The organism is Buttiauxella gaviniae ATCC 51604 (assembly GCF_001654835.1).
GTDB lineage: Bacteria > Pseudomonadota > Gammaproteobacteria > Enterobacterales > Enterobacteriaceae > Buttiauxella > Buttiauxella gaviniae.
Genome location: NZ_LXEP01000044.1, coordinates 133,570 through 152,711 on the forward strand (window position 1 = coordinate 133,570; position 19,142 = coordinate 152,711).

20 protein-coding genes are annotated in these 19,142 nt (G+C 41.8%); 19 read left to right on the top strand and 1 reads right to left on the bottom strand.

Annotated features, from left to right (window positions below; translation table 11 throughout):
* Positions 1-4: 4 nt before the first annotated feature.
* The 19 genes from M977_RS21605 to M977_RS21690 all read left to right on the top strand — a co-directional run bounded on the left by M977_RS21605 (position 5) and on the right by M977_RS21690 (position 18,339).
* The gene (locus tag M977_RS21605) at positions 5-1,891 is read left to right on the top strand and encodes a phage major capsid family protein (protein ID WP_064518805.1); all 1,887 of its coding nucleotides are present in this window, start codon (positions 5-7) and stop codon (positions 1,889-1,891) included.
* 84 nt (positions 1,892-1,975) lie between these two features.
* Positions 1,976-2,269: a hypothetical protein gene (locus M977_RS21610; RefSeq protein ID WP_064518806.1), complete on the top strand. Its 294-nt coding sequence runs from the start codon at positions 1,976-1,978 to the stop codon at positions 2,267-2,269.
* A complete protein-coding gene (locus M977_RS21615) occupies positions 2,253-2,672 on the top strand; it encodes a hypothetical protein (RefSeq protein ID WP_064518807.1) in 420 nt (139 codons plus the stop codon). The genes M977_RS21610 and M977_RS21615 overlap by 17 nt, the downstream gene beginning before the upstream one ends.
* A gap of 2 nt (positions 2,673-2,674) precedes the next feature.
* Positions 2,675-4,081, top strand: a complete 1,407-nt coding sequence (locus tag M977_RS21620; protein ID WP_064518808.1) for a hypothetical protein — start codon at positions 2,675-2,677, stop codon at positions 4,079-4,081.
* Between the two features lie 40 nt (positions 4,082-4,121).
* Positions 4,122-7,010, top strand: coding sequence for a phage tail fiber protein (locus M977_RS21625; protein WP_064518809.1), 2,889 nt, complete (start codon positions 4,122-4,124; stop codon positions 7,008-7,010).
* Positions 7,011-7,012: 2 nt separating this feature from the next.
* Positions 7,013-7,429, top strand: coding sequence for a hypothetical protein (locus tag M977_RS21630; RefSeq protein WP_064518810.1), 417 nt, complete (start codon positions 7,013-7,015; stop codon positions 7,427-7,429).
* Positions 7,430-7,515: 86 nt separating this feature from the next.
* Positions 7,516-8,001 (top strand): phage tail protein, encoded by a 486-nt coding sequence (locus M977_RS21635; protein ID WP_064518811.1) that lies wholly within the window; start codon positions 7,516-7,518, stop codon positions 7,999-8,001.
* Between the two features lie 196 nt (positions 8,002-8,197).
* Positions 8,198-8,500 (top strand): hypothetical protein, encoded by a 303-nt coding sequence (locus M977_RS21640; RefSeq protein ID WP_064518812.1) that lies wholly within the window; start codon positions 8,198-8,200, stop codon positions 8,498-8,500.
* A 38-nt stretch (positions 8,501-8,538) separates the two neighbouring features.
* On the top strand, positions 8,539-8,907 hold the full coding sequence (locus M977_RS21645) for a phage tail assembly protein T (protein ID WP_064518813.1): 369 nt from the start codon (positions 8,539-8,541) through the stop codon (positions 8,905-8,907).
* A complete protein-coding gene (locus M977_RS21650; RefSeq protein ID WP_064518814.1) occupies positions 8,891-11,083 on the top strand; it encodes an SHOCT domain-containing protein in 2,193 nt (730 codons plus the stop codon). The genes M977_RS21645 and M977_RS21650 overlap by 17 nt, the downstream gene beginning before the upstream one ends.
* A gap of 38 nt (positions 11,084-11,121) precedes the next feature.
* Complete coding sequence (locus tag M977_RS21655; protein ID WP_064518815.1) at positions 11,122-11,688, top strand: hypothetical protein; 567 nt, start codon at positions 11,122-11,124, stop codon at positions 11,686-11,688.
* Positions 11,688-12,341 (top strand): hypothetical protein, encoded by a 654-nt coding sequence (locus M977_RS21660; RefSeq protein WP_245163528.1) that lies wholly within the window; start codon positions 11,688-11,690, stop codon positions 12,339-12,341. Before M977_RS21655 ends, M977_RS21660 begins: the two co-directional genes overlap by 1 nt.
* A 38-nt stretch (positions 12,342-12,379) precedes the next feature.
* Positions 12,380-12,802, top strand: coding sequence for a DUF6950 family protein (locus M977_RS21665; protein WP_064518816.1), 423 nt, complete (start codon positions 12,380-12,382; stop codon positions 12,800-12,802).
* Positions 12,793-16,536, top strand: coding sequence for a phage tail tip fiber protein (locus M977_RS21670; protein ID WP_064518817.1), 3,744 nt, complete (start codon positions 12,793-12,795; stop codon positions 16,534-16,536). Before M977_RS21665 ends, M977_RS21670 begins: the two co-directional genes overlap by 10 nt.
* 55 nt (positions 16,537-16,591) lie before the next feature.
* The gene (locus tag M977_RS21675; RefSeq protein WP_064518818.1) at positions 16,592-16,897 is read left to right on the top strand and encodes a hypothetical protein; all 306 of its coding nucleotides are present in this window, start codon (positions 16,592-16,594) and stop codon (positions 16,895-16,897) included.
* On the top strand, positions 16,869-17,042 hold the full coding sequence (locus M977_RS25350; RefSeq protein ID WP_157092108.1) for a hypothetical protein: 174 nt from the start codon (positions 16,869-16,871) through the stop codon (positions 17,040-17,042). Before M977_RS21675 ends, M977_RS25350 begins: the two co-directional genes overlap by 29 nt.
* The gene (locus tag M977_RS21680) at positions 17,042-17,590 is read left to right on the top strand and encodes a hypothetical protein (protein ID WP_064518819.1); all 549 of its coding nucleotides are present in this window, start codon (positions 17,042-17,044) and stop codon (positions 17,588-17,590) included. The genes M977_RS25350 and M977_RS21680 overlap by 1 nt, the downstream gene beginning before the upstream one ends.
* Positions 17,590-17,913: a hypothetical protein gene (locus M977_RS21685; protein ID WP_064518820.1), complete on the top strand. Its 324-nt coding sequence runs from the start codon at positions 17,590-17,592 to the stop codon at positions 17,911-17,913. The genes M977_RS21680 and M977_RS21685 overlap by 1 nt, the downstream gene beginning before the upstream one ends.
* A gap of 42 nt (positions 17,914-17,955) precedes the next feature.
* Positions 17,956-18,339 carry a M15 family metallopeptidase gene (locus tag M977_RS21690; protein WP_064518821.1) on the top strand — a complete coding sequence of 128 codons (384 nt, stop codon included), beginning with the start codon at positions 17,956-17,958 and terminating at the stop codon, positions 18,337-18,339.
* A 108-nt stretch (positions 18,340-18,447) separates the two neighbouring features.
* On the opposite strand, the gene M977_RS21695 is transcribed toward M977_RS21690, so the two are convergent.
* The gene (locus M977_RS21695) at positions 18,448-19,065 is read right to left on the bottom strand and encodes a hypothetical protein (protein WP_064518822.1); all 618 of its coding nucleotides are present in this window, start codon (positions 19,063-19,065) and stop codon (positions 18,448-18,450) included.
* Between the last annotated feature and the right edge of the window lie 77 nt (positions 19,066-19,142).

The following is a 19,142-nucleotide window of genomic DNA, read 5'->3' on the forward strand; positions in this document are numbered from 1 at the left end:
CAAAATGATTTTACGCCGTAATTTAACCGTTGCGGCGCGAGATTTATCAGTTCAAACAGACGAACAAGGCGATTATTTCAATATTCGTTTTAGTTCTGAATATCCGGTTAACCGTGAAGTATACGATCAATATGGCGACTTAGCTGTATACGGTGAAGTATTGCTTCATGGTTCTGACAACGCTGATTTAACGCGCCTAAACGATGGCGTAGCGTCTTTATTGTTTAACCACGACCATAACCAACATTTAGGAATAATCATTCCTGGTTCGGCTTATATCGATGTTAACGACAAATCAGGCTACGCAAAAGTACGATTTTCAAAGGTAGGTAATCTGGCTAATGAAATTGCCGAAAAAGTTCAGGAAGGGACTATTTCGAATATCAGTTTCGGCTACAGCTTAGATAATTATTCTTTCGACGACGAAAACAAATTAATTCTGGTTGATCGATGGTCTGTTAATGAAATTTCTTTCGTAACAGTTCCGGCAGATCCGACCGTGGGACTTATTCGCTCTGAAAATGGTTCCCTAAATATTATCAGGAAAGGCGATAACGCCGAATTAAACAAACAAGAGATTAAGACCATGACCAAACGTGCAAAACGCGCTACCGAAGATGAAATTCTTGAACAAGAAGAAGTAATCGAAGAACAAGAAGAAGTTATTGCGGAAGAAGAAGCCGAAGTTGAAGAAGAAGTTTCTGAGGAAGAAGAACGCGATATTTCCGAAGAAGAAGCAGTTGAAGTAACCGCCGCAAGCGTTGCGGAAGAAGTAATTAAAATTCTGGACGAACGCGAAAAACGTTCTATTAAACAAAATAAGGTACGTAATGTAATGACCACTAAAAAAGATACCCTTAAAAATCTGGAACGTTCTTTCGACCTGATTGATGCAATTAAAGCAAAAACCGAAGGCCGTGATCTGAAAGGCGCTAACCTGGAATATCATCAAGAAGCTGAACGCAAATTAGGTTCTCGTGCTGCTGCACGTTCCGGTAATACCGTTCATATTCCAACTTCTGCACTTCGTGCGGCTCCTGCTGGTGCTCAAGCGTCAAGCACTGTTACCGCTGTTCAAGATGATATCCTGTTGCGTGATTCCTTCGTGGATCTGCTGCTGAAAGATTCCATCATCGGTAAAATGAATGTACAGCGCCTGAACGGTCTGACCGAAGCAAAATACATGATTCCACGCGCTACAAGCTCCGCTGCTGATGCGTTCGGATTCATCACCGAAGGTCAGGACGCACCAATCGGTAAATCAGCGTTTGATAACGTTCCATTGACTCCGAAAACCTTCGCGGGTGAAGTTGTTATGAACCGCCGTACTCTGCTGACTACCCCAGGTATTCAGGGCATTTTGTCTAAACAGATTATCGACCGTTCACGCGAAAAACTGGAAGCTGCAATGTTCGGCGCTTCTGATCTGGCGAACGCTCCTAAATCCCTGTTGAGCGTAATCTCTGCTCTGAAAACTGGTACTACCGAATGGGATTATAAAAACTTCCTGGCTACCATCGCGGCATTTACTGACCGTGGCGTAAGCGAAGAAGCGATTATGTTCGCAATGCGTGGCGCTACCCTGGCAAATCTGAAATCTATCCTGAAAGATGATAAGAACGCCGTTTCTTCTTACATCGTTGGTGATGATGGCAAGCTGGCAGGTCGTCCAATCGCTTCTAGCGGTATCTTTGGCGGTGATGAAATGCTGGTAGGTGATTTCTCCGGTGTCATGATTGGCGAGTGGGACGGTCTGACTCTCGACGTTGACCCTTGGACAGAAGCGCGTAACGGTGGTGTGTGTCTGCGTCTGTTCACCGATCTGGATTGGACTTTCGTCGGTCAAGACGACAGCTTGATTCACCTGAAACGTGGTACTACCACGAAATAATTAACAGTCTCTCTGTTGAAACTGGCATCCCTCCGGGGGTGCCTTTTTTTATGTCCTAAATATTCGATATATAAGGGGCTTACTATGCTTAAATTTAATACGAAACAGCGAAAGAAATTACTTTCGTTAGGTGATCTTTATATTCGTGGTGACGGTATTCCAGTTCAAGGAATCTACGACCAGCGAATTATTGAAAATAATGGTCAGGTTTCACAAACCATGATGTTGACCTGTAATCAAGGTGAACTCAAACAAGACGATACAATCAACATTAACGGTTCAAATTATATTGTTGCTTATATCAATGATGATAATAGCGGCATTGTAGATTGTTATTTGAATATCAAAGGGGTGGGCGCACATGGCAAGTTCATTTAATCCATTACCACGCTTGCAAATCAAAAGAAAACTATCTGACATTATCGCGAACACATGGAATTACAAGCTGGTTGATAGTTTTAAAACTGGTGTGAAAACTGATATCCAGGTTTGGATTACGAATATCAGTGAATCTTATGATGCGGTAGGGCTGAACAGCAAGAATTTAAATGCTCGATGCACGATTGATGTAGTGGCATTTTCCGAAATTAACGAGACAGGTATTCACGAAGTTATTTTAAAGCTGCTGAATCTTACACCTGCTGATTTTGACGGGGTTGAAGTAAAAGTTATTCAGGTGCTCCCGCTCAATTCCGATACTTCATATATCAATGATTCAAGCGAAGGGCATGTGATGGCTGATGTTTCATTCGAAGTATCTTATTTTTATAAAAGGGGTTAACAATGGCTATCGAAACAGATATTTTTACAGGGAAAGAAGTTCTTGTTGCAGTAAGTACAGACCTTGCAGAAATTCCAACTTTTCACGCAACGACTTTTGTTAATGCTGAAAACGTCGCAAGTTTTCCAACCATCGGCACTACACGATCTATTCAGGAAGTCGAAACTTTCGATAGTGAATTTACGTCGCGTATGGCTGGCAATTTGACGCTTGACAATACCGAAATCACATTCAATAAAGTTATTGATGATCCGGTTCAAGAATTATTGTCGTCTTGTATTTTATCAAAACAAGAATTGCGATTTCGTAATTTCTACGTAATCGATACGGTACAAAGTAGTGCAAAAACTGGCTTCTTTCAGATCTTTGATGCAATGGTTACGGCTGAAAATATAACTGGTGGTGGTGATACTCCGGTAATGGTTACTTACCGACTTGCACCAACCGCAATGAAGTTATCAGGCGTTACCAAAACAGGCGAGTTACTTTACACAGGTGACTATGGTATCGGGGCTGGTACTGCTGATTATCCAGGGCTTCAAGATTATGATCGCTTGTCTGGAAACCGATTCTTGCAGTTACCCGCAACTACCACGCATAACCCGTTTGGTATTGATACGGCTGTGTTAGCTATGCAAGGTTCGGAAAATAACGGTTGGCAACTGGCGGTAAACAGTACTGGTGAAATGCCAATCATCCGTGTTCGTACCGTTGATGCATCCGGTAAAGTTTCCGCATGGGTGAAGGTCTACAGCGAAATTGAACGACCATCGGCAAATGATATCAGGGCATTGGATTTAAACGGCACCAACGCAATGACAGGCGCTTTAAGAACTCCAGACGTGCAAACGGGCAACTTACGGTTTGTAGAGCCTCTTAATGGCGCTAATGATGTTACGAAGATTCGCAAGATACAAACCACAGACGCGCAAGGTCAACCCGTTGATCTGGCATCTTTCCAAAGTGTATCTAATCGTGTTGTTTTCAAAACACCAATAGTTGACGGCACTTTAGAAGTTCGTGAAGGCGGTATTCGTGTTTATTCACCAAATAACAAGCCAACCCCTGGATATCTTGGGGCGGTTGCTGTTAACGGCGATACTATGACGGGTACATTAGCAGTTAAAGACAAATTGACTGTATATGTTCAGAATGGAACACAACCGGAAATTGGTACAACTCGCGCTGACCATCCTGATGCTGGTGATTTGAAATATCGGACGTTTAAAATTTTGCCGGGTAAAAATGGTGAAACTCTATTTCGTTACTTCGACCCGGCCGGGAATACAACATCAACCACGACGATTAACAACGCTGGTGGTGTTCTGTATAGTACAAATAATCGTCCTTCGGCTGCTGACATTAAAGCGGTCGATATTAATGATGTAATCGATTTGGGTACTTTCTAACTCCATAAATACCCGTATATCAACGTATACGGGTATTTTTATGAACAAAATTCAAATTAAAAGATCATCTGTTTCAGGTAAAAAACCTGTTGCGGCTGATTTGCTTGCGGGTGAACTCGCTGTTAACTTGCAAGATCGCAAAATGTATACCAAAACCGAAGCGGGCGCAGTTATTCAAGTTGGAAATCCCGAAACTGCCGATCAGCTTGCTGTTGTTGGAACAATTACAACAGGTGGTAAGGTAATTTCTGGTGGTAATGTAGACGCAACAAACGCAGTTAATATTTCTGGTGCTGCTGCTGAAATTAATATCGGTACAGGTGGCAACTCATCACCAGTTATTAACATGGCAACTTCACCAACCGCAAAACACACTATCAAGGCAAACGGTACTGATTTAGAATTAACCGCGCCACGGGTAAAGGTTGTTAACGGTGTTTTAAGCCTGAACCCATCAAGTGGGAAAGAAGGTTATATTGCTGGCCCGTTAGGTAACAAAATGCTTACCGATGATGGTAATGGTCATGTAATTCTAGCGGCATCAAGATCAGGCGTTGAAACAGGTGATGTGATATTGGGCGGTAAATTAACAGGCCACTTTACGCGCAATGTCAAACTTGCTTCAAACCTGGTAAATGAATCCGATGAAGTATTGATCGATGCACTGACGGGGAAAATCCGCGCTTCCATGCTCGATACCGTTTTTATAACTTCTTCGGGTGTTTCGGGTTCGTATTATAATAAAACAGAAGCTGATTCGAAGTTTCAAACAATCACGGCTGATGCTTCCCGAAATTATTCTAAAACCGAAGTTGATAATAAACTGTTGTCTTATCCAACATTAACGGCTGCTGGCGCAACATTCCTTAGTAAAGCTGATGCAACAGCCAATCATTATACGAAAGCGCAATCAGACGCTAACTTTTATTCAAAAAGTCAAGCGGATTCACGTTTTTTCGGTGTGGCAAACAACATTGCAACTGATGCTTATGTTTTGAGTCGTACCGTGAATGGGTTGAATACGACAGATACCAAAGTTTTAAGCCACGGCTATTCTGGTTTCTATCGTTGGAACGCCTCACAAAGTCACAAGGCTTTATCCGTTCACGTAGCTCACTCTGACGGGGCCAACGGCGCACATTCGCGAGGCATCACGTTTGATTATGGTTCTGCGACTGATGCGAGCGGTCGTCGTTTGTGGACGTATGGTTATAACGCCAACGGTGAAATGACTGGCTTGTCAAAAATCTACACCGATACTGATAAACCGACTGCGGCTGAATTGGGTGTTCTACCATTAACGGGGGGAACTCTTAACGGCACATTGACCACAGCGGGTGAAATTCGTTCTAACTCTGCTAACGGTTTTCGTATTGCATATGGTAGTTACGGTTTCTTTATTCGAAATGACAGTAGCAATACATATTTCATGTTAACCGCTTCGGGTGATGCTGGCGGTGGTTATAACGCCTTGCGACCTATTACGATCAGTAATACAACAGGTGCGGTAAGCATGGGTAACGGGCTTACTATTGGCGGTGGTCTTAACGTTTCAAGTGGCAACGTAACAACTGCGGGCGCGTTAACGACTGCGGGGAGCATAACGTGTAATGGTGCTGATACTCAGGTAAATAAAATCGGGGTTTCTGCTGCTGCTGGTTCATGGATCTCAATGCGTGATCAAAACGTTCTGTATAACCGTAATGTTTGCTCTACATCTTCGGCACAGGCAATTGTACGGCAAGAACACGCAGATCATCATTTTTATGTTGGCGGTTTGGGTAATTCCTATTTTGGTTTTTTCCGTACTGCTAAAACTCGTACTGATAACGGTGTTGATGGTCAGGCGTATTTGCATGTTGATGGTAGATGGATTACACCGGGTGGTATTAATACCGGTGCTTTAGTTGGTAGTACTGGCGCGTTTTCTGGTGCGGTTACTACTGGTGCTTTGACTGCATCGGGTGCTTTGACTGCTTCGGGTGGTATTTCTACAGTAGGTTTAACCGCTTCTGGTCGTGTAGTAGCTAACGCAGGTATTAGCATTCTTGCAAACCAGGGCATTAGCTCCGGTAGCAATGGTTCTATGATTTTGAACGACCACGGCAACGGGAACGTTACTTTGTGTGCGGCTCGAACTTCATCGACTCAAACCACGGGCGGTGAACTGTACTTAGGCTATAACGCAAGCGCAGGAGCGGCAACGGATCGCGGTTATTACACATCAAAAGTTGGTGTATATGCTCCAATGACCGTTAACAGTACTTTAACAGTAACTGGGGCTGTTAGTGTTCCAACTGGTTCTTCATTCCGAATGAGTGGACAAACAAAAAACTCCTTACTCCATGATGATGCTACTAACTTCTATATCATGATTTCCGATTCAAACGGTGGTGGCTTTAACAGTTTACGACCATTTTATATTGCTAAAGCGTCTGGTTTAGTAACTATGGCTCATGCGGTTAATGTCGGTGGGGTGTTAACAGCGAATGGTTCATTACGTAGTAATACGATAAACAAAACAGATGGTACTGCTTTTATCGCTGCTGATGGCAACATCTATTTGGCTGCTGCAACAAATGGATTCGCTGCTGGTTGGTTGCTTCAACAACTTAACACTCGTTTAAATACAGCACAAACCGCCGCCACTAATGCGCAAACCACAGCAACTAGTGCGCAAACCACAGCGAATACAGCCAACACTTCTGCTACCTCTGTTGCTAACGATGCAGTGCGTTCAGTGCGTTGGGGTGCAACAAAGAACTTTGGATCACTAAACCAAACAACAAACCAACGTTATGTAGATAATGGATGGTTCTTGATTGGTCTTAACGGTACAGGCGGTACACAAAATAACTCAATGAACCTTATCGGTGGTCGTATTCAAGTCTATCGTAATAATGGTGGTTGGGTGGATGCATGGGTATAAATATGAAAGTAACAAAAGCAATTAAGAATATTAAATTTGACCGCGCTGAAAATGGCGCGGCATTTTACAAAGACGAAACTGATACTTGTTGGTATAAAAGACGTTCAGAAATGAAAGACAATGTTCCTTCTATTCAGGTCGATGCGGAAACTAATCAGGTATTGACATTCTTCAATGATTTACCCGCTGATCGAATGTCAATTTTTATTAGTCCATCTAATCCTGATTTGGTGGTTCATGTATATCAGTTCGATGATTTTCCCGCTACTGATTTTAATGATGCGGTGTTGGATAAATGTTATTATTTTGATGGCGTTAATTTAACATCGAAGAAAGAAAAACAATTAACTACCGCTCGAACAAAAGAAGAAATTCTTGCTGATCTGGAAGCATTGAAAGAAGAACTACTCACCATTTAATAAACGGGGTGTTGCCCCGTTTTAAGTTTCATAAATATAACAAAGGGGGAATGTTTATTCCCTTTCTCAATTAAAAGGTTTATAAAATGGCTAATGACATTTTTGCAGGTCTATATGTCGATGTATTCTTGTCTGATAAAACAGATAATACCTCGGTACAAGGGACAGATTTTGTTCTGATTCCCGAACTTTCCGCATTCCCTGAAACTGGTATTGAACGTACTGTTATTGACGTTCCAAACTTTTCCAGTGATACCAACCGTAAATTAGTTGGTCGTGCGTCCATTCCAGATATTGCGCTATCACTGAATTATATTCCGGGTGATTTGATGCATGAAAAAATCCGCGCTCTTGGTGATTCTGGCACTAAATCACAGTTTAAAATCGTGTATTACACCGACGCAACCAAAACAATAGGTTTAGCAAGTGTGTACAACGGTTTTATTTCTAGTGCGAATCTTTCGGGTGGTGCTGATGCGGTAGTAACGCAAAATTTCACGCTTGCAATTGATAAGCGCGTTATTTCTCAGGTTGTGGATACTTCTATGAGTGGTGGATCGGGAAACCCGTAACCCCTCCGGGAACGGGGGGGAATCCAGATCCCGACTACGTAGCAACTGAACCACCTACCGATGAAATTGATCTACCTGATGTAGATTTAGACGATATCATTAATGGTGCTGGAACTTGATAATTTTAACCCCTTCCGAAAGGTTGGGGTTTTTTTATGCCCTAAATAAGTTCATCTAACAAATAAGGGTATTAAAAATGAATTTTGAAAAAATGATGCAAGACCTAGCTCCGAAGCGTGAACCTATTCAGATCGGTGAATACACCTTTTATGCGCGTCCAATGACTGTTAAAGAATATCTTGAACATTTGTACAATCCAGATAAATCAGACCGCGATGAACTGACTATTTTTAGGTGTATTCAAGATGAAGATGGTAAACCAGTATTCGAAACTATTGACCAGGTTAAAAAGTTATTCAGCAATGTGAAAAGTATTTTGATTGGTGCTGTTGCTGATGCAAGTATTCGTATTGATCCGGTAGAAGTCGAAAAAAAGTAAAAAGCAATTCATATCTAGGATTTTATTATCGTCAACAAATGCGCAAGGGTTTATCAAAACAAGAAATGATGGATTTACCCTTGCCTGAATTTTGTGAATTGCAATTATTCGATGAATACCTTGAACCACAATCCCCACAACTTGACGATATCAGGCATTCAATAACTCAGGCCAATCTTTATCGTTCGTCCGGTAATTTATCAAAAGACGGATTGAAAAGAATGAAAGCAGAAGATTTCAGAATGTTCAGTGATGAAGCTATTTTCAAAACCCCTGAGCAACTCGAGGAAATTAAGCGCAAACAGGAACAGCAACGCATTCAGGCGGTTAATCAAATGCTTACTCCTGCACAGTTAAAACAATTAAAAGAAATGCAAAGGGGCGCAAGTAATGGCAAAGAAAAATAATCATGAAATAGAATTAACAGGTAATACGGCTGGACTAGTTCGGGCAACTGGTCAAGCCGAAAGAATGCTTGATGGTTTATCTAATCAAGCTGTGTCGTTAAACGGCATCCTTGGCAGTCTCGGCAACTCGCTTAAAGGGGCAGGTGGTTTATCACCTGCATTCGTTGCGCTTGGTGGTGTGGCTTCTGTGGCGGCTGCTGGCATAACGGCGGTTATGGCATCGGCTGCGAAAGCTAATGCGCTGGATCAGCTCGCGCAATCTAGCTTGATGAACGTTGAATATCTTCAACAGTTAGCACATGCCTTTGGTGATGCGGGTGTTAAAGCCGAAGAATTTGGGGCAATCAACAAAGATGCTTTGAAGAACTTGGGCGAAGGTGTTGCTACTGGTGGCGGCATTGCCGAAGATCTCAAAAAGTACGGTATGAACATCAAGGATTTCACAAAACACATTGGTGAAGCAAACGGCGGGGTTAAAGCGTCGATAAGTCTGTTCTATCAGATGCGTGATGCGGGTGCTACCACGGCAGAAACAACCTCTGCAATGGAAAAACTCGCGGGTGGCAGTTCCAAACTGATTACTACCTTGACCGAAGCCGGTTCCGAACAAGCCGCCTTGAACATGATCCAGGATCAGAACGTCGATATTACCGAAGATGCGATTGTTTCCTACCGTGAATTTAGTCGGCGTATGGGTGATTTCGAGGAAAAAGCCAAAGGTGCAATTGCAAACGGGTTAGCGCCATTGGTTGATAAAATGGTCGTTCTGTACGATTGGTGGGATAAGGATTGGAAAAACACATCGTTTTATAAAACCCTTTCTGATATGGGTGAAGCGGCTTCAAAAGCAAAAGAGAATGGTGCTTTTAGTCCTGTTGGTATGACACAAGCCCAACTTAATAACGTTGGTGCTACTTACACGAAAGCAGAACTTGCGGAAATCAAGTATCAAGAGGCTATGAAAGCCGCGCAGATTCAGGCCGATAAGAACATGGCCATCGTTGATAAGAACATAGCCGAACGCAAAAAGGCAGATGCAGAAAAAGCCGCTGCTGATCGAATCATCAAGGATCGTGAAGATAAAGACGCTGCGGAAAAAGCCCTGAAAGCTAAAGAACAGGCAGACAAGGAAGCGGAACGATTAGGTAAGGAAGCACAACGTAAACGTGATGCAGAAGCAAAAGAGGCGCAACGGTTAGCAGACCAGCAAGCCAAAGATGCGGAAACCCTACGTAAAACACAACTCGATACCCTGAACCGTATCAACATTGAAGGGTATTCCCGTGAAGCTGCAAGCATGGCAAGTGCTCAAGTCAAGTTGGGTAACAGCTTTACTGACCTCAAGACGCTTTACGATCAAGGGATCATTGATGCAGAACAGTACCAACAAAAGAAACAGGAACTGTTAGCCGCCAACGGTGAAAACTTCTACCAATCGTTAATCGGTGCTGATCCTGAAAAAGCAGAAGAAATGATTCAGGCTAGTCAAGAATTGTACAATCGCGAACTTGAAAACCTGCAATTGTCACTTGAAAACAAGCTGATTATGCAAGAGGAATATCAAGCCAAATTAGATGCGCTTGATCAAGGTAGAGTTACCCGTGAAGAAGCCATTCAAAAAGCCTCAATGGAAATACAAGCAAAATCCACCAATGCGCAGTTAGCCACTTACGAGGGTATGACTGATGCGATGGGTTCCGTGCTTACTGCATTCGGTGGTCAGAACTCCAAAGCGGCAAAAGCGGCGTTTGCTGTATCGAAAGGGCTTGCGATTGCACAGGCTATGATTGCGGCACCTGCTGCGGCATCTAAGGCGATGGAATCCAACCCGTACCCGTATTCAATCGCACTGGCTGCGGCTGCTTATGGTCAGGTTCTAACTCAAGTCGCCAGTATCAAAAGCGTGAAAGGCCAGTTCCATGATGGTATAGACAACGTTCCTTCTACTGGTACTTACCTGCTGGAAAAAGGGGAAAGGGTGGTAGATAAGCGCCTGAACGACGATTTGAAAGGCTTCATCAACCATGAGTCAGGCGGTCAACCTATATCGGTAAATGCTCCGCTGAACATTTCCGGTAACGTGAACAGTTCTGATCAAATGGTAATGAACGCGATTAAGAATCATCCTCAGATGGTAGCGCGAGCGGTGGAGGATGCACAACGGCGCAGATTGTAACAGCTAAATACAGAATATAACTGTAAGAGGCTTTAATAATGGCTGTTGACATTTTCAATAATAATGATTTGAAAATTGGCGTGACATTGAAAAGTGTTGCGCCTTTTTTCAATAACCGTACTGCAAGCGGCAAATTCTCGCGTAGATATTCAGGTATCCAATATTTCGAAATGGATATCAACTTGCAATTTCAAGGCGAAAAACAATACATCTTTGATCAATGGTTAAGTGAATACCGTTACGGTAAACCCTTTTATTTTCCAATGGCAAAATCAATTAACTTGAAGTATCGGGGGGCGCAAAACTCTATTTGTGTCGTTACAGATCCGGCAATGGCTGGCGGTCGTCAGATTAAAACTATCGTGCCGTTAGAAGCTGGAACCCGTTTCACCTTTACGAATCAAGCTAAAGTTTATGAAGTCGTATCCTACGATGCACAAAACCAAACAATGAATATTTTCCCGAACTTGCGTGAACAAGTTACGGCGGGCGAAATCATGAATTACCAAAACCCACAAATGAAACTGGTAATGACTAATGGAACTATTGAAACCGATCTTGAACAAATTGTTAGATTAAAAATTACAACAACTGAGGCGATCTAATGGATATTCAACAGGCTTTTGATAACCTATGTACAGATCGTGATTTCCTGGATTTATACGGCGAACATACCGGGGATTTTTTAACACGCTTAACCATTGCGCAATTATTCAGTACCGGATCGCTTTATCATGTAGTGAATATTAAATTCGCTGATGGTTCGGGTGAGTTGCGTTTGTGCGATGGTTATCATGATATTACTTTCAACAATCAATTGTATATTGCAAGTGGTGATTTTCTCGATATTCAGAATCCTACGCGCTCGAAAGAATTAAATAATACTGGTATGAGTGTTCGAGTTTCAAACGTGCGCCCTGAATACGTCACCATGATCAAGAACAAACAATTCGATAAAGCCGTAGTAACTATCAGAATGGTATTTTTAAACCCAATGAGCGGGGCAGTGATGCAAGATTTCGGGGTGTTTCAAGGTGAAATCGATTCATCAAGTATTAGCCTTGATTTTTCCAATGATGAGGAATGGAAGTCTGAAACCGATATCAAGATAAATTCATTTTGGGCGGTACTTGAAAAGAATGCACGTTCGCACTGTACCGATGGTGTTCACCGTTCTTATGCTGGTAATGAAAATGATGGATTCTTTGCCAAAATTGGTATGTGGAATAGTGAGGCTGTGTGGAAAACGAAACAATAAAATAACCCTAAATACGGGAAACCATAAAGGAATCCCGTATGTTTCAGAAACAAGCAAAAATAACAGATTACATTAATGAGCAAATCGGACAGCCTATTGTTTACGGTGAAAATGATTGCAACTTGCTCTGTTTAAAAATGGTCGATATCGAAACAGGTTCAGACCATTTCAATAAGTTGGTTAATCAATACACATCGGTAAAAGAAGGGTTGACCAAAGCCAAAAAAATCATTGGCTATTCTAATGCACTTGAAATCATCAAAGATAATTATGAACAAACTGATGATTTTTCAGATGGTTGTTTATTGGTAAAAGAACATAAAGAAGGTGCGCGGAAAGTATTTCATGTTTCCGTTGTGTATTCCGGTTGGGCTTTAACGATGGATAACGGCTTTTATAAAAATATCCCGGCTGTTCAAGCCGATTACGATTCTATTTGGAGAATTAAAAAATGCCTATGATCGCAATCGTAGCCGTGATTGCGGCTGCTTCTATGTCTGCTGCTATGATTGCGGCGGGTGTCGCTGTTGTAACTGCTATCGCGATTGGTGTCGCTGTAGCTGCTACTATGGCATTAATGAGTTCGGCTATGAGTCCATCCGTCCCGAAATTTAATAGTGGGGATCAGGGAACATCACTCGGAACAGCGTCAGACCCAAAAACGGTATTGCCGATTATCTACGGTGAATCCAGAACGGGTACGGTTTGTGTTTATAAAGATGTTGCTACACAAGGTAAACGCGCTGATACACATTTAGTACAAATATTCGCAGTTGCAGAGGGTGAAATTGATAATTTCCGAAATCTGTATATGGATAATAAAAAGATTTTGGTAGATGGTACTTACCGTGATGGTATTGTTCCTGAAAACAATTTCAACCCACTTTATAAAGGTTACGTGCAAATTGAATTTTCAACGGGTAAAAATCCAGGGCGTCACCTTTCATTAGCGCATCAATATCTTGGTGATAAATGGCCTGTACAAAATACGGGTAATGGTGTTGCCACTATTTGTATTGTGATGCAGAAAACCGTAAATGCGTTGAATAATGGCGTTGATGTTTTGCAACCCAATTCACAAGTTGCAGTAGATATTCAGGGGCGATTAATCACAGATCTGGTTACTGGTCAACGTACAGCCTCAAGAAATGGCCCGTCGCAAATTATCGATTATTTGACAAATACAAAATATGGTTTGGGTGTTCCACTTGAGCAAATCGATCTTGATAGCTTTAAAACTGCTGCTGTTCAATCCGCAAGTTATTTTTCAGATGGTGCTACCGATCCAAACGCAACATTTAAGAAAAACTTAGTAAATATTTGCGCTGCGTTTGGTGGTGTTATTTTTGACAACTTCGGAAAGATTACTTGCAAGCTCGATTCACCGGACGTAATCAAATATACATTCAATGAAAATAACATGACAAACGGTCAAATATCTTTCAAGGATGGTGAAACAGCAGAATATTACAACACACTGAATGTTTCATATTTTGACCCGGCAATTGACTACGCAACAAATATTTTACGCTATCCATCGAACCCGAACACTGATCCGCTAATCGCTAAAGATAAGCGAATTATTTCGAAAGATCTTGAATTGCGATTTGTTAAGGATGCAAATCAAGTTGATAAACTGGCAAGTGTTGAACGCAACAAATGTAAATTATCACAGCAAATGAGTTTTATTACTGCTGATGCTTACACGTTGCAAGTTTGGGATGTTATCAAAGTTAGTCTTGACGAATTGCAATTAAAAGATTCTCTATGGCGCGTAACAGGTATTACACCTAGTTTGCAAGGCGGTATGGCTGGAAATATTACAGTTCAATGCGTTGAATATAACAGTGCGGTTTATACCGATATGGATTTTGCAGCGAAACCAGATAACACACCATCATCAATAAGTGCTGATATTGGTCAACCATTTAATCTTGTTGCTGCTGCTGTTGGTGAAACCGTCTACGGTAAATCCATTCTGTTAACCTGGGATGCGAAAGAAGATTTTAACCGTTATCGCTTCTTCATCCAGTACAAACAAGCTGGTTCAACGGATTGGTTAGACGCTGGCGCAACTGGTCAATTCCAGTTCACGATCACCGGACTGAAATCAGGCGTTAATTATGATTACCGTGTGTGTGCTGCGGGCCTGTTCTACCAATCACCGTGGACAGAACTTATGAACCAGAACCCGGCGATTTCTTACGACTTGCCAGCTCCGGTTGTACGACTGCGTAACGCTAAAGTTGTTGGTGGTTTGGAAACTGAACACGATGAATTTTTCTTTGAATGGGATGATCAACAACAAACTGATGTAACCATTAACGGAAAGATGCAGAAGTTTTCCGACCTGTTTGATTACTACCAGGTGAACGTTACAACCAATAGCAAAACGGTACAGTACCGCACTTACGATCTTCATTGGGCGTACACCTACGCAATGAACGTACAAAACGGCCTGAGTCGCAATGTGCGCGTTGGTGTTACTGCGGTGGGTTACGGTGGCATGAAATCGGTTGAAACCGTCCTGAACTGCTTTAATGCGCAATGCGCAGGGCTTAAAGGTTTTACCGCAACGGCAGGATTCAACACCATCTTTACCCAATGGCTTGACCCAACTGAACTTGATTTCGCTGGCGTGATTGTTCAGGTTGCTACTGATGCAGGATTCACCCAAAACCTGAAAGTGTTTCAAGCTCCGAACGCCTACGAGATTCATCAACTGGTGATCGAGGATGGTAAATATTATGTTCGTGCGGGTGCCTATGACGTGTTCGGCATCGATGGGGTGATTTATACCGCTCCGGTTTATGTTGACCTGCAATCAAAAGTTAACTGGACTAACCAGGATCAACAAGCGTTAGAAGATTTTATTAACCTTGAAACCCGTTTAGATGGTGCAATCGAACAGGCGTTCGAGCGTTCGAAAGATGCTTTGCAAGTCGAGTTGTCCAACCTGAACACCAACATCAAAAATGATTACGGTAAGGCTATCAGTGCTGCTGTAACCGATTTGAAAACCATCGTTAAAGATGGTGATGCTTTGGTTAGTACCCGACTTGACCAGGTAAAAACGCAGGTTGATAAAGATATTGCGGCAACAGTAACGAATATGAATCAGGCTATTGCTTCTGGTGATGCTGCTCAGGCTTCGGCAATTCAGGTAGTGAAATCAGAACTGAAAGGGAATATTGCGCAAGTCAGTACCGAAGCACAAACGAAAGTTGACGCTTTGAAAAATACGATTAACGCAAGCTATACCGTGAAAGTGAATGCGGGTGGTGTTGTAACTGGTATGCAGTTGTTGGCAGATCCAGCAAACAACAAATCAGCGATTTACTTTAATGCTAATGAATTTTTCATCATTTCTGATGCAACGAATACGGCAAGCCCTGTAATCCCGTTTGCGGTACAAAATAACCGTGTATTCATCAACTCTGCAATGATTGCTGATGCTTCTATCGGTTCGGCAAAAATCACTGATGCTTCTATCGGTTCTGCAAAGATTGTTGATGGTGCAATTACCAACGCGAAGATCCAGAACGCCGCAATCACCAACGGTAAAATTTCAGGAACTTTATCATCACAAAACGCTGCTGGTTGGGCGCTTTATCAGGATGGTTCTTTTACCGCAACGAAAGCGAACATTACAGGCACGATTAACGCTAACGGTGGTGTGTTTAACAACGTAACGATAGCAAGTAACTGTGATATTCAGGGGACGTTAACCGCTAATAAAATTGTTGGTGATATCGCCGCACAAGGCATTTTACCCGCTTGCGCATATCTCAGAACTGATAGCGGCGTCTGGACTACGGTTAGCCGCCAGGTTTACAACGGGCAAGGCAATAACATTATTGTTTCAGTTCCTAACGTAAATTGTTATGCGATAGGCGGTTCAGGTAGTACCACAGGCGGTAGTTTTAGTTTTCGAGTTCTTGTTGGTGGCAATGTTATCTGTTCCGAAACTATTACAGGCGGTACTGGTTTAGGTAACGGTGTCTATTTTGGTGAAGGTAGCAGAAGCGCTAAAACAACAATGGGCGGTTGTATCCAACTTAATAACGTTGGTGCGGTTGCGATTGAAGTTCAAATTCAGGGCGGCGGTTATGTCGGTTCTTTTCCTTCCGCTAAGGTTGATGCGGCACCAGTTATTGTAAGTGCTATCTATCGTAATAATATCTTTACAGGCTAAAAATAAACCCCATTAAATAAAGGTGACAATTTAACTTTAATTTAATGGGGGCTTTATGCCTATTCTCGAAATCTCCGTAGCTGCTGCAACTGCTGGCGCTGCAATAATTGGCACAATCTGGAAGGTACATTCTGGTGTTGTCAAAAAAACCACTGATCATGAAAAACGTTTAGCGAATATTGAACACACAAACAATATTCAAGAAATCAAGATTAATAACATCGAAAAGAATCACGGCTCGTTAGATCAACGAATGGCAAATATTGAATCTACTGTTGTCGAGCTAAAAATACAAAATGCCGAAATTCTGCAAATCTTAAAAGGTGGATTCTATGGCAAAAATAAAAACATGGTTAACTAAAACCAAAGCACGAAAAATTATGATTGGGTTGATTCTTACCGCTTCACTGTATAACGGCGTTGCTCATGTATTCGACCAACCTGTTTTACCAGAATCATTCTTATCTTTCGTGAAATCTGCTGCGTTAGTGATCGGAGGCTTGTAATGGCCTCTGACAAGAATAAAGAGAATCTACGGAAAACAATGGAGCGCTTGAAACGCTTTCGCATACAGGAAGGGGATTCATTTCAGGAACGTATGTATAAAGCTGCTGGCCTTGCCAGTGTCCATCTACAGAAGGAAATCACCCGCGCCATTGATTCACCTGTACCGTTCTCACAAAAGTCTATCTGGTACAAAACCCAAAAGGTAGGGCAATACAAAAAACTTTACCGAATGGGGATCATGGATAACCAGGATGTTTATTTGTCTGCAATTATCGACCGTAAGAAACCTACTGATAAGTTAATTCCGGTTGATAAGAAATTTACCGATAAATACGGGAACATTAAAGGACTTGCCAAAAACCTGAAAAATGGCAAGTACAAAAAAGTTGAACAGACAAATCAAACCATCTTGATTAATACCGCTGCTAAAAAACGTAACAATCGAATGATTGCAATTCGTAAGGTATCGAAGCGCAAACACAAAATCGATTGGGATCAAATGGTGGTGAATATTACCAAAATGATAAACCAGAGAGTGAAAACATAATGCAACCGAATCAATTCCCGACATATCCACCAGAACAACTTTCCGCAATTTACCTTAATGGTATCAGCCCCGAATCAATGAATTATGATTTTGGGTGTAAGCACATTAAACAAAAACGGTTTAAAGAAATGTTGGCTAACGATAAAGATGTTTTCTTTGCGTCAACTCGTTTATCTAATCCAGTGTTCCGTTTTCGTGCTGGTCAAGAAATAGATATTGAAAACCCGTTTGCTTTTGGCAAACGTGGTAAATGCATTGGTCACATGGATTATCTTTATCGTGGTTTCCGTATGCGCGGATTTTTAATTCAGTACATCGATTGATTCTAAATACCTGTATACAAAATAACGAATACAGGTATTACCATGAACAATTTCAAATTCAGTACACGCAGTAAAAATAATCTTTCCGGTATCCATCCCGATTTAATTCGACTTGCTGAATTGGCACTTGAATTAACACCACGCGATTTCATCATCACGGAAGGTCTACGCACTGTTGAGCGGCAACGCCAGCTAGTGAAAGAAGGTAAGAGCAAGACTATGAACAGTGCCCACATTTCAGGCCACGCGCTTGATATGGTGCCTTGTTCCCCTGTTAGCTGGAACCGTAAGGATTTTGAACCCGTGGTTGATGCGTTTCAACGTGCGGCTAACCATTTGGGAATCCTGATTGAATGCGGTCACAACTGGTCAAGTTTTCCCGATTCACCACACATTCAGTTACACCGGAAAGAGTATGGTTATTAACGAGATCTGTAAAAGCTAACTAAGGCGAGATATGAAATAGATCTCACTGCATAGTTAGCTTTCAAAGCAATTATTCTTGCTAATCATGATTACATGTTAAACGGCACATTAGGATTTTGGATTATCTCTTAACTTTTTTATTTTAGGCATTACTTCTTCGTAGAATTTTGCAGTCGATTTAGCGCAATAGTCCTGCAAGAACTTATAATTTTCATCGAACTTGGGTAGATCCTTTCCAAAAATTAACTTTTTAGGAAGTCGTCCTGTAGCATCACTAACAACTTCAAAAGTTATAGCGTTATGTTTTTGATCTTCTTCGGTCAATTTCAATGTCGCCACTACAGGGCTTTTATCCATAGCACCGTTTATAAGTTGACGAACTTCAAAAGTTCTAGCGAATACAAAGTTTTTAAGGGAGGGGCTATCGCTATTCATGGTGATGTTCCAGGTTAAAGGCATATCATCACATAACGTTTCAGAAATGATTTCACCATTGATAGAACCATCTTTATCAACAATTAACTGAACTGTTACAATTGGTTGCGATATGTCTAATCCAAGATCTCCACTGTTAATTACATATTCTGCATCTGTAGACCATTTTCCGGTAAGAAATTCTTTTTGATAAAGATAATCGTTTAATTCATTTCTGTACGGAAGATAAAGCCCTACGGTTGCGATTGCCACACCTAATACAGTACACAACGTTGTGATGCGTCCACTCATGAGTTTCCCTTCATTTTATCAAATGATATGCAGCTCTAAATAAAAAAGCCTCTGAGTTGATTTCAGAGGCTTCGATT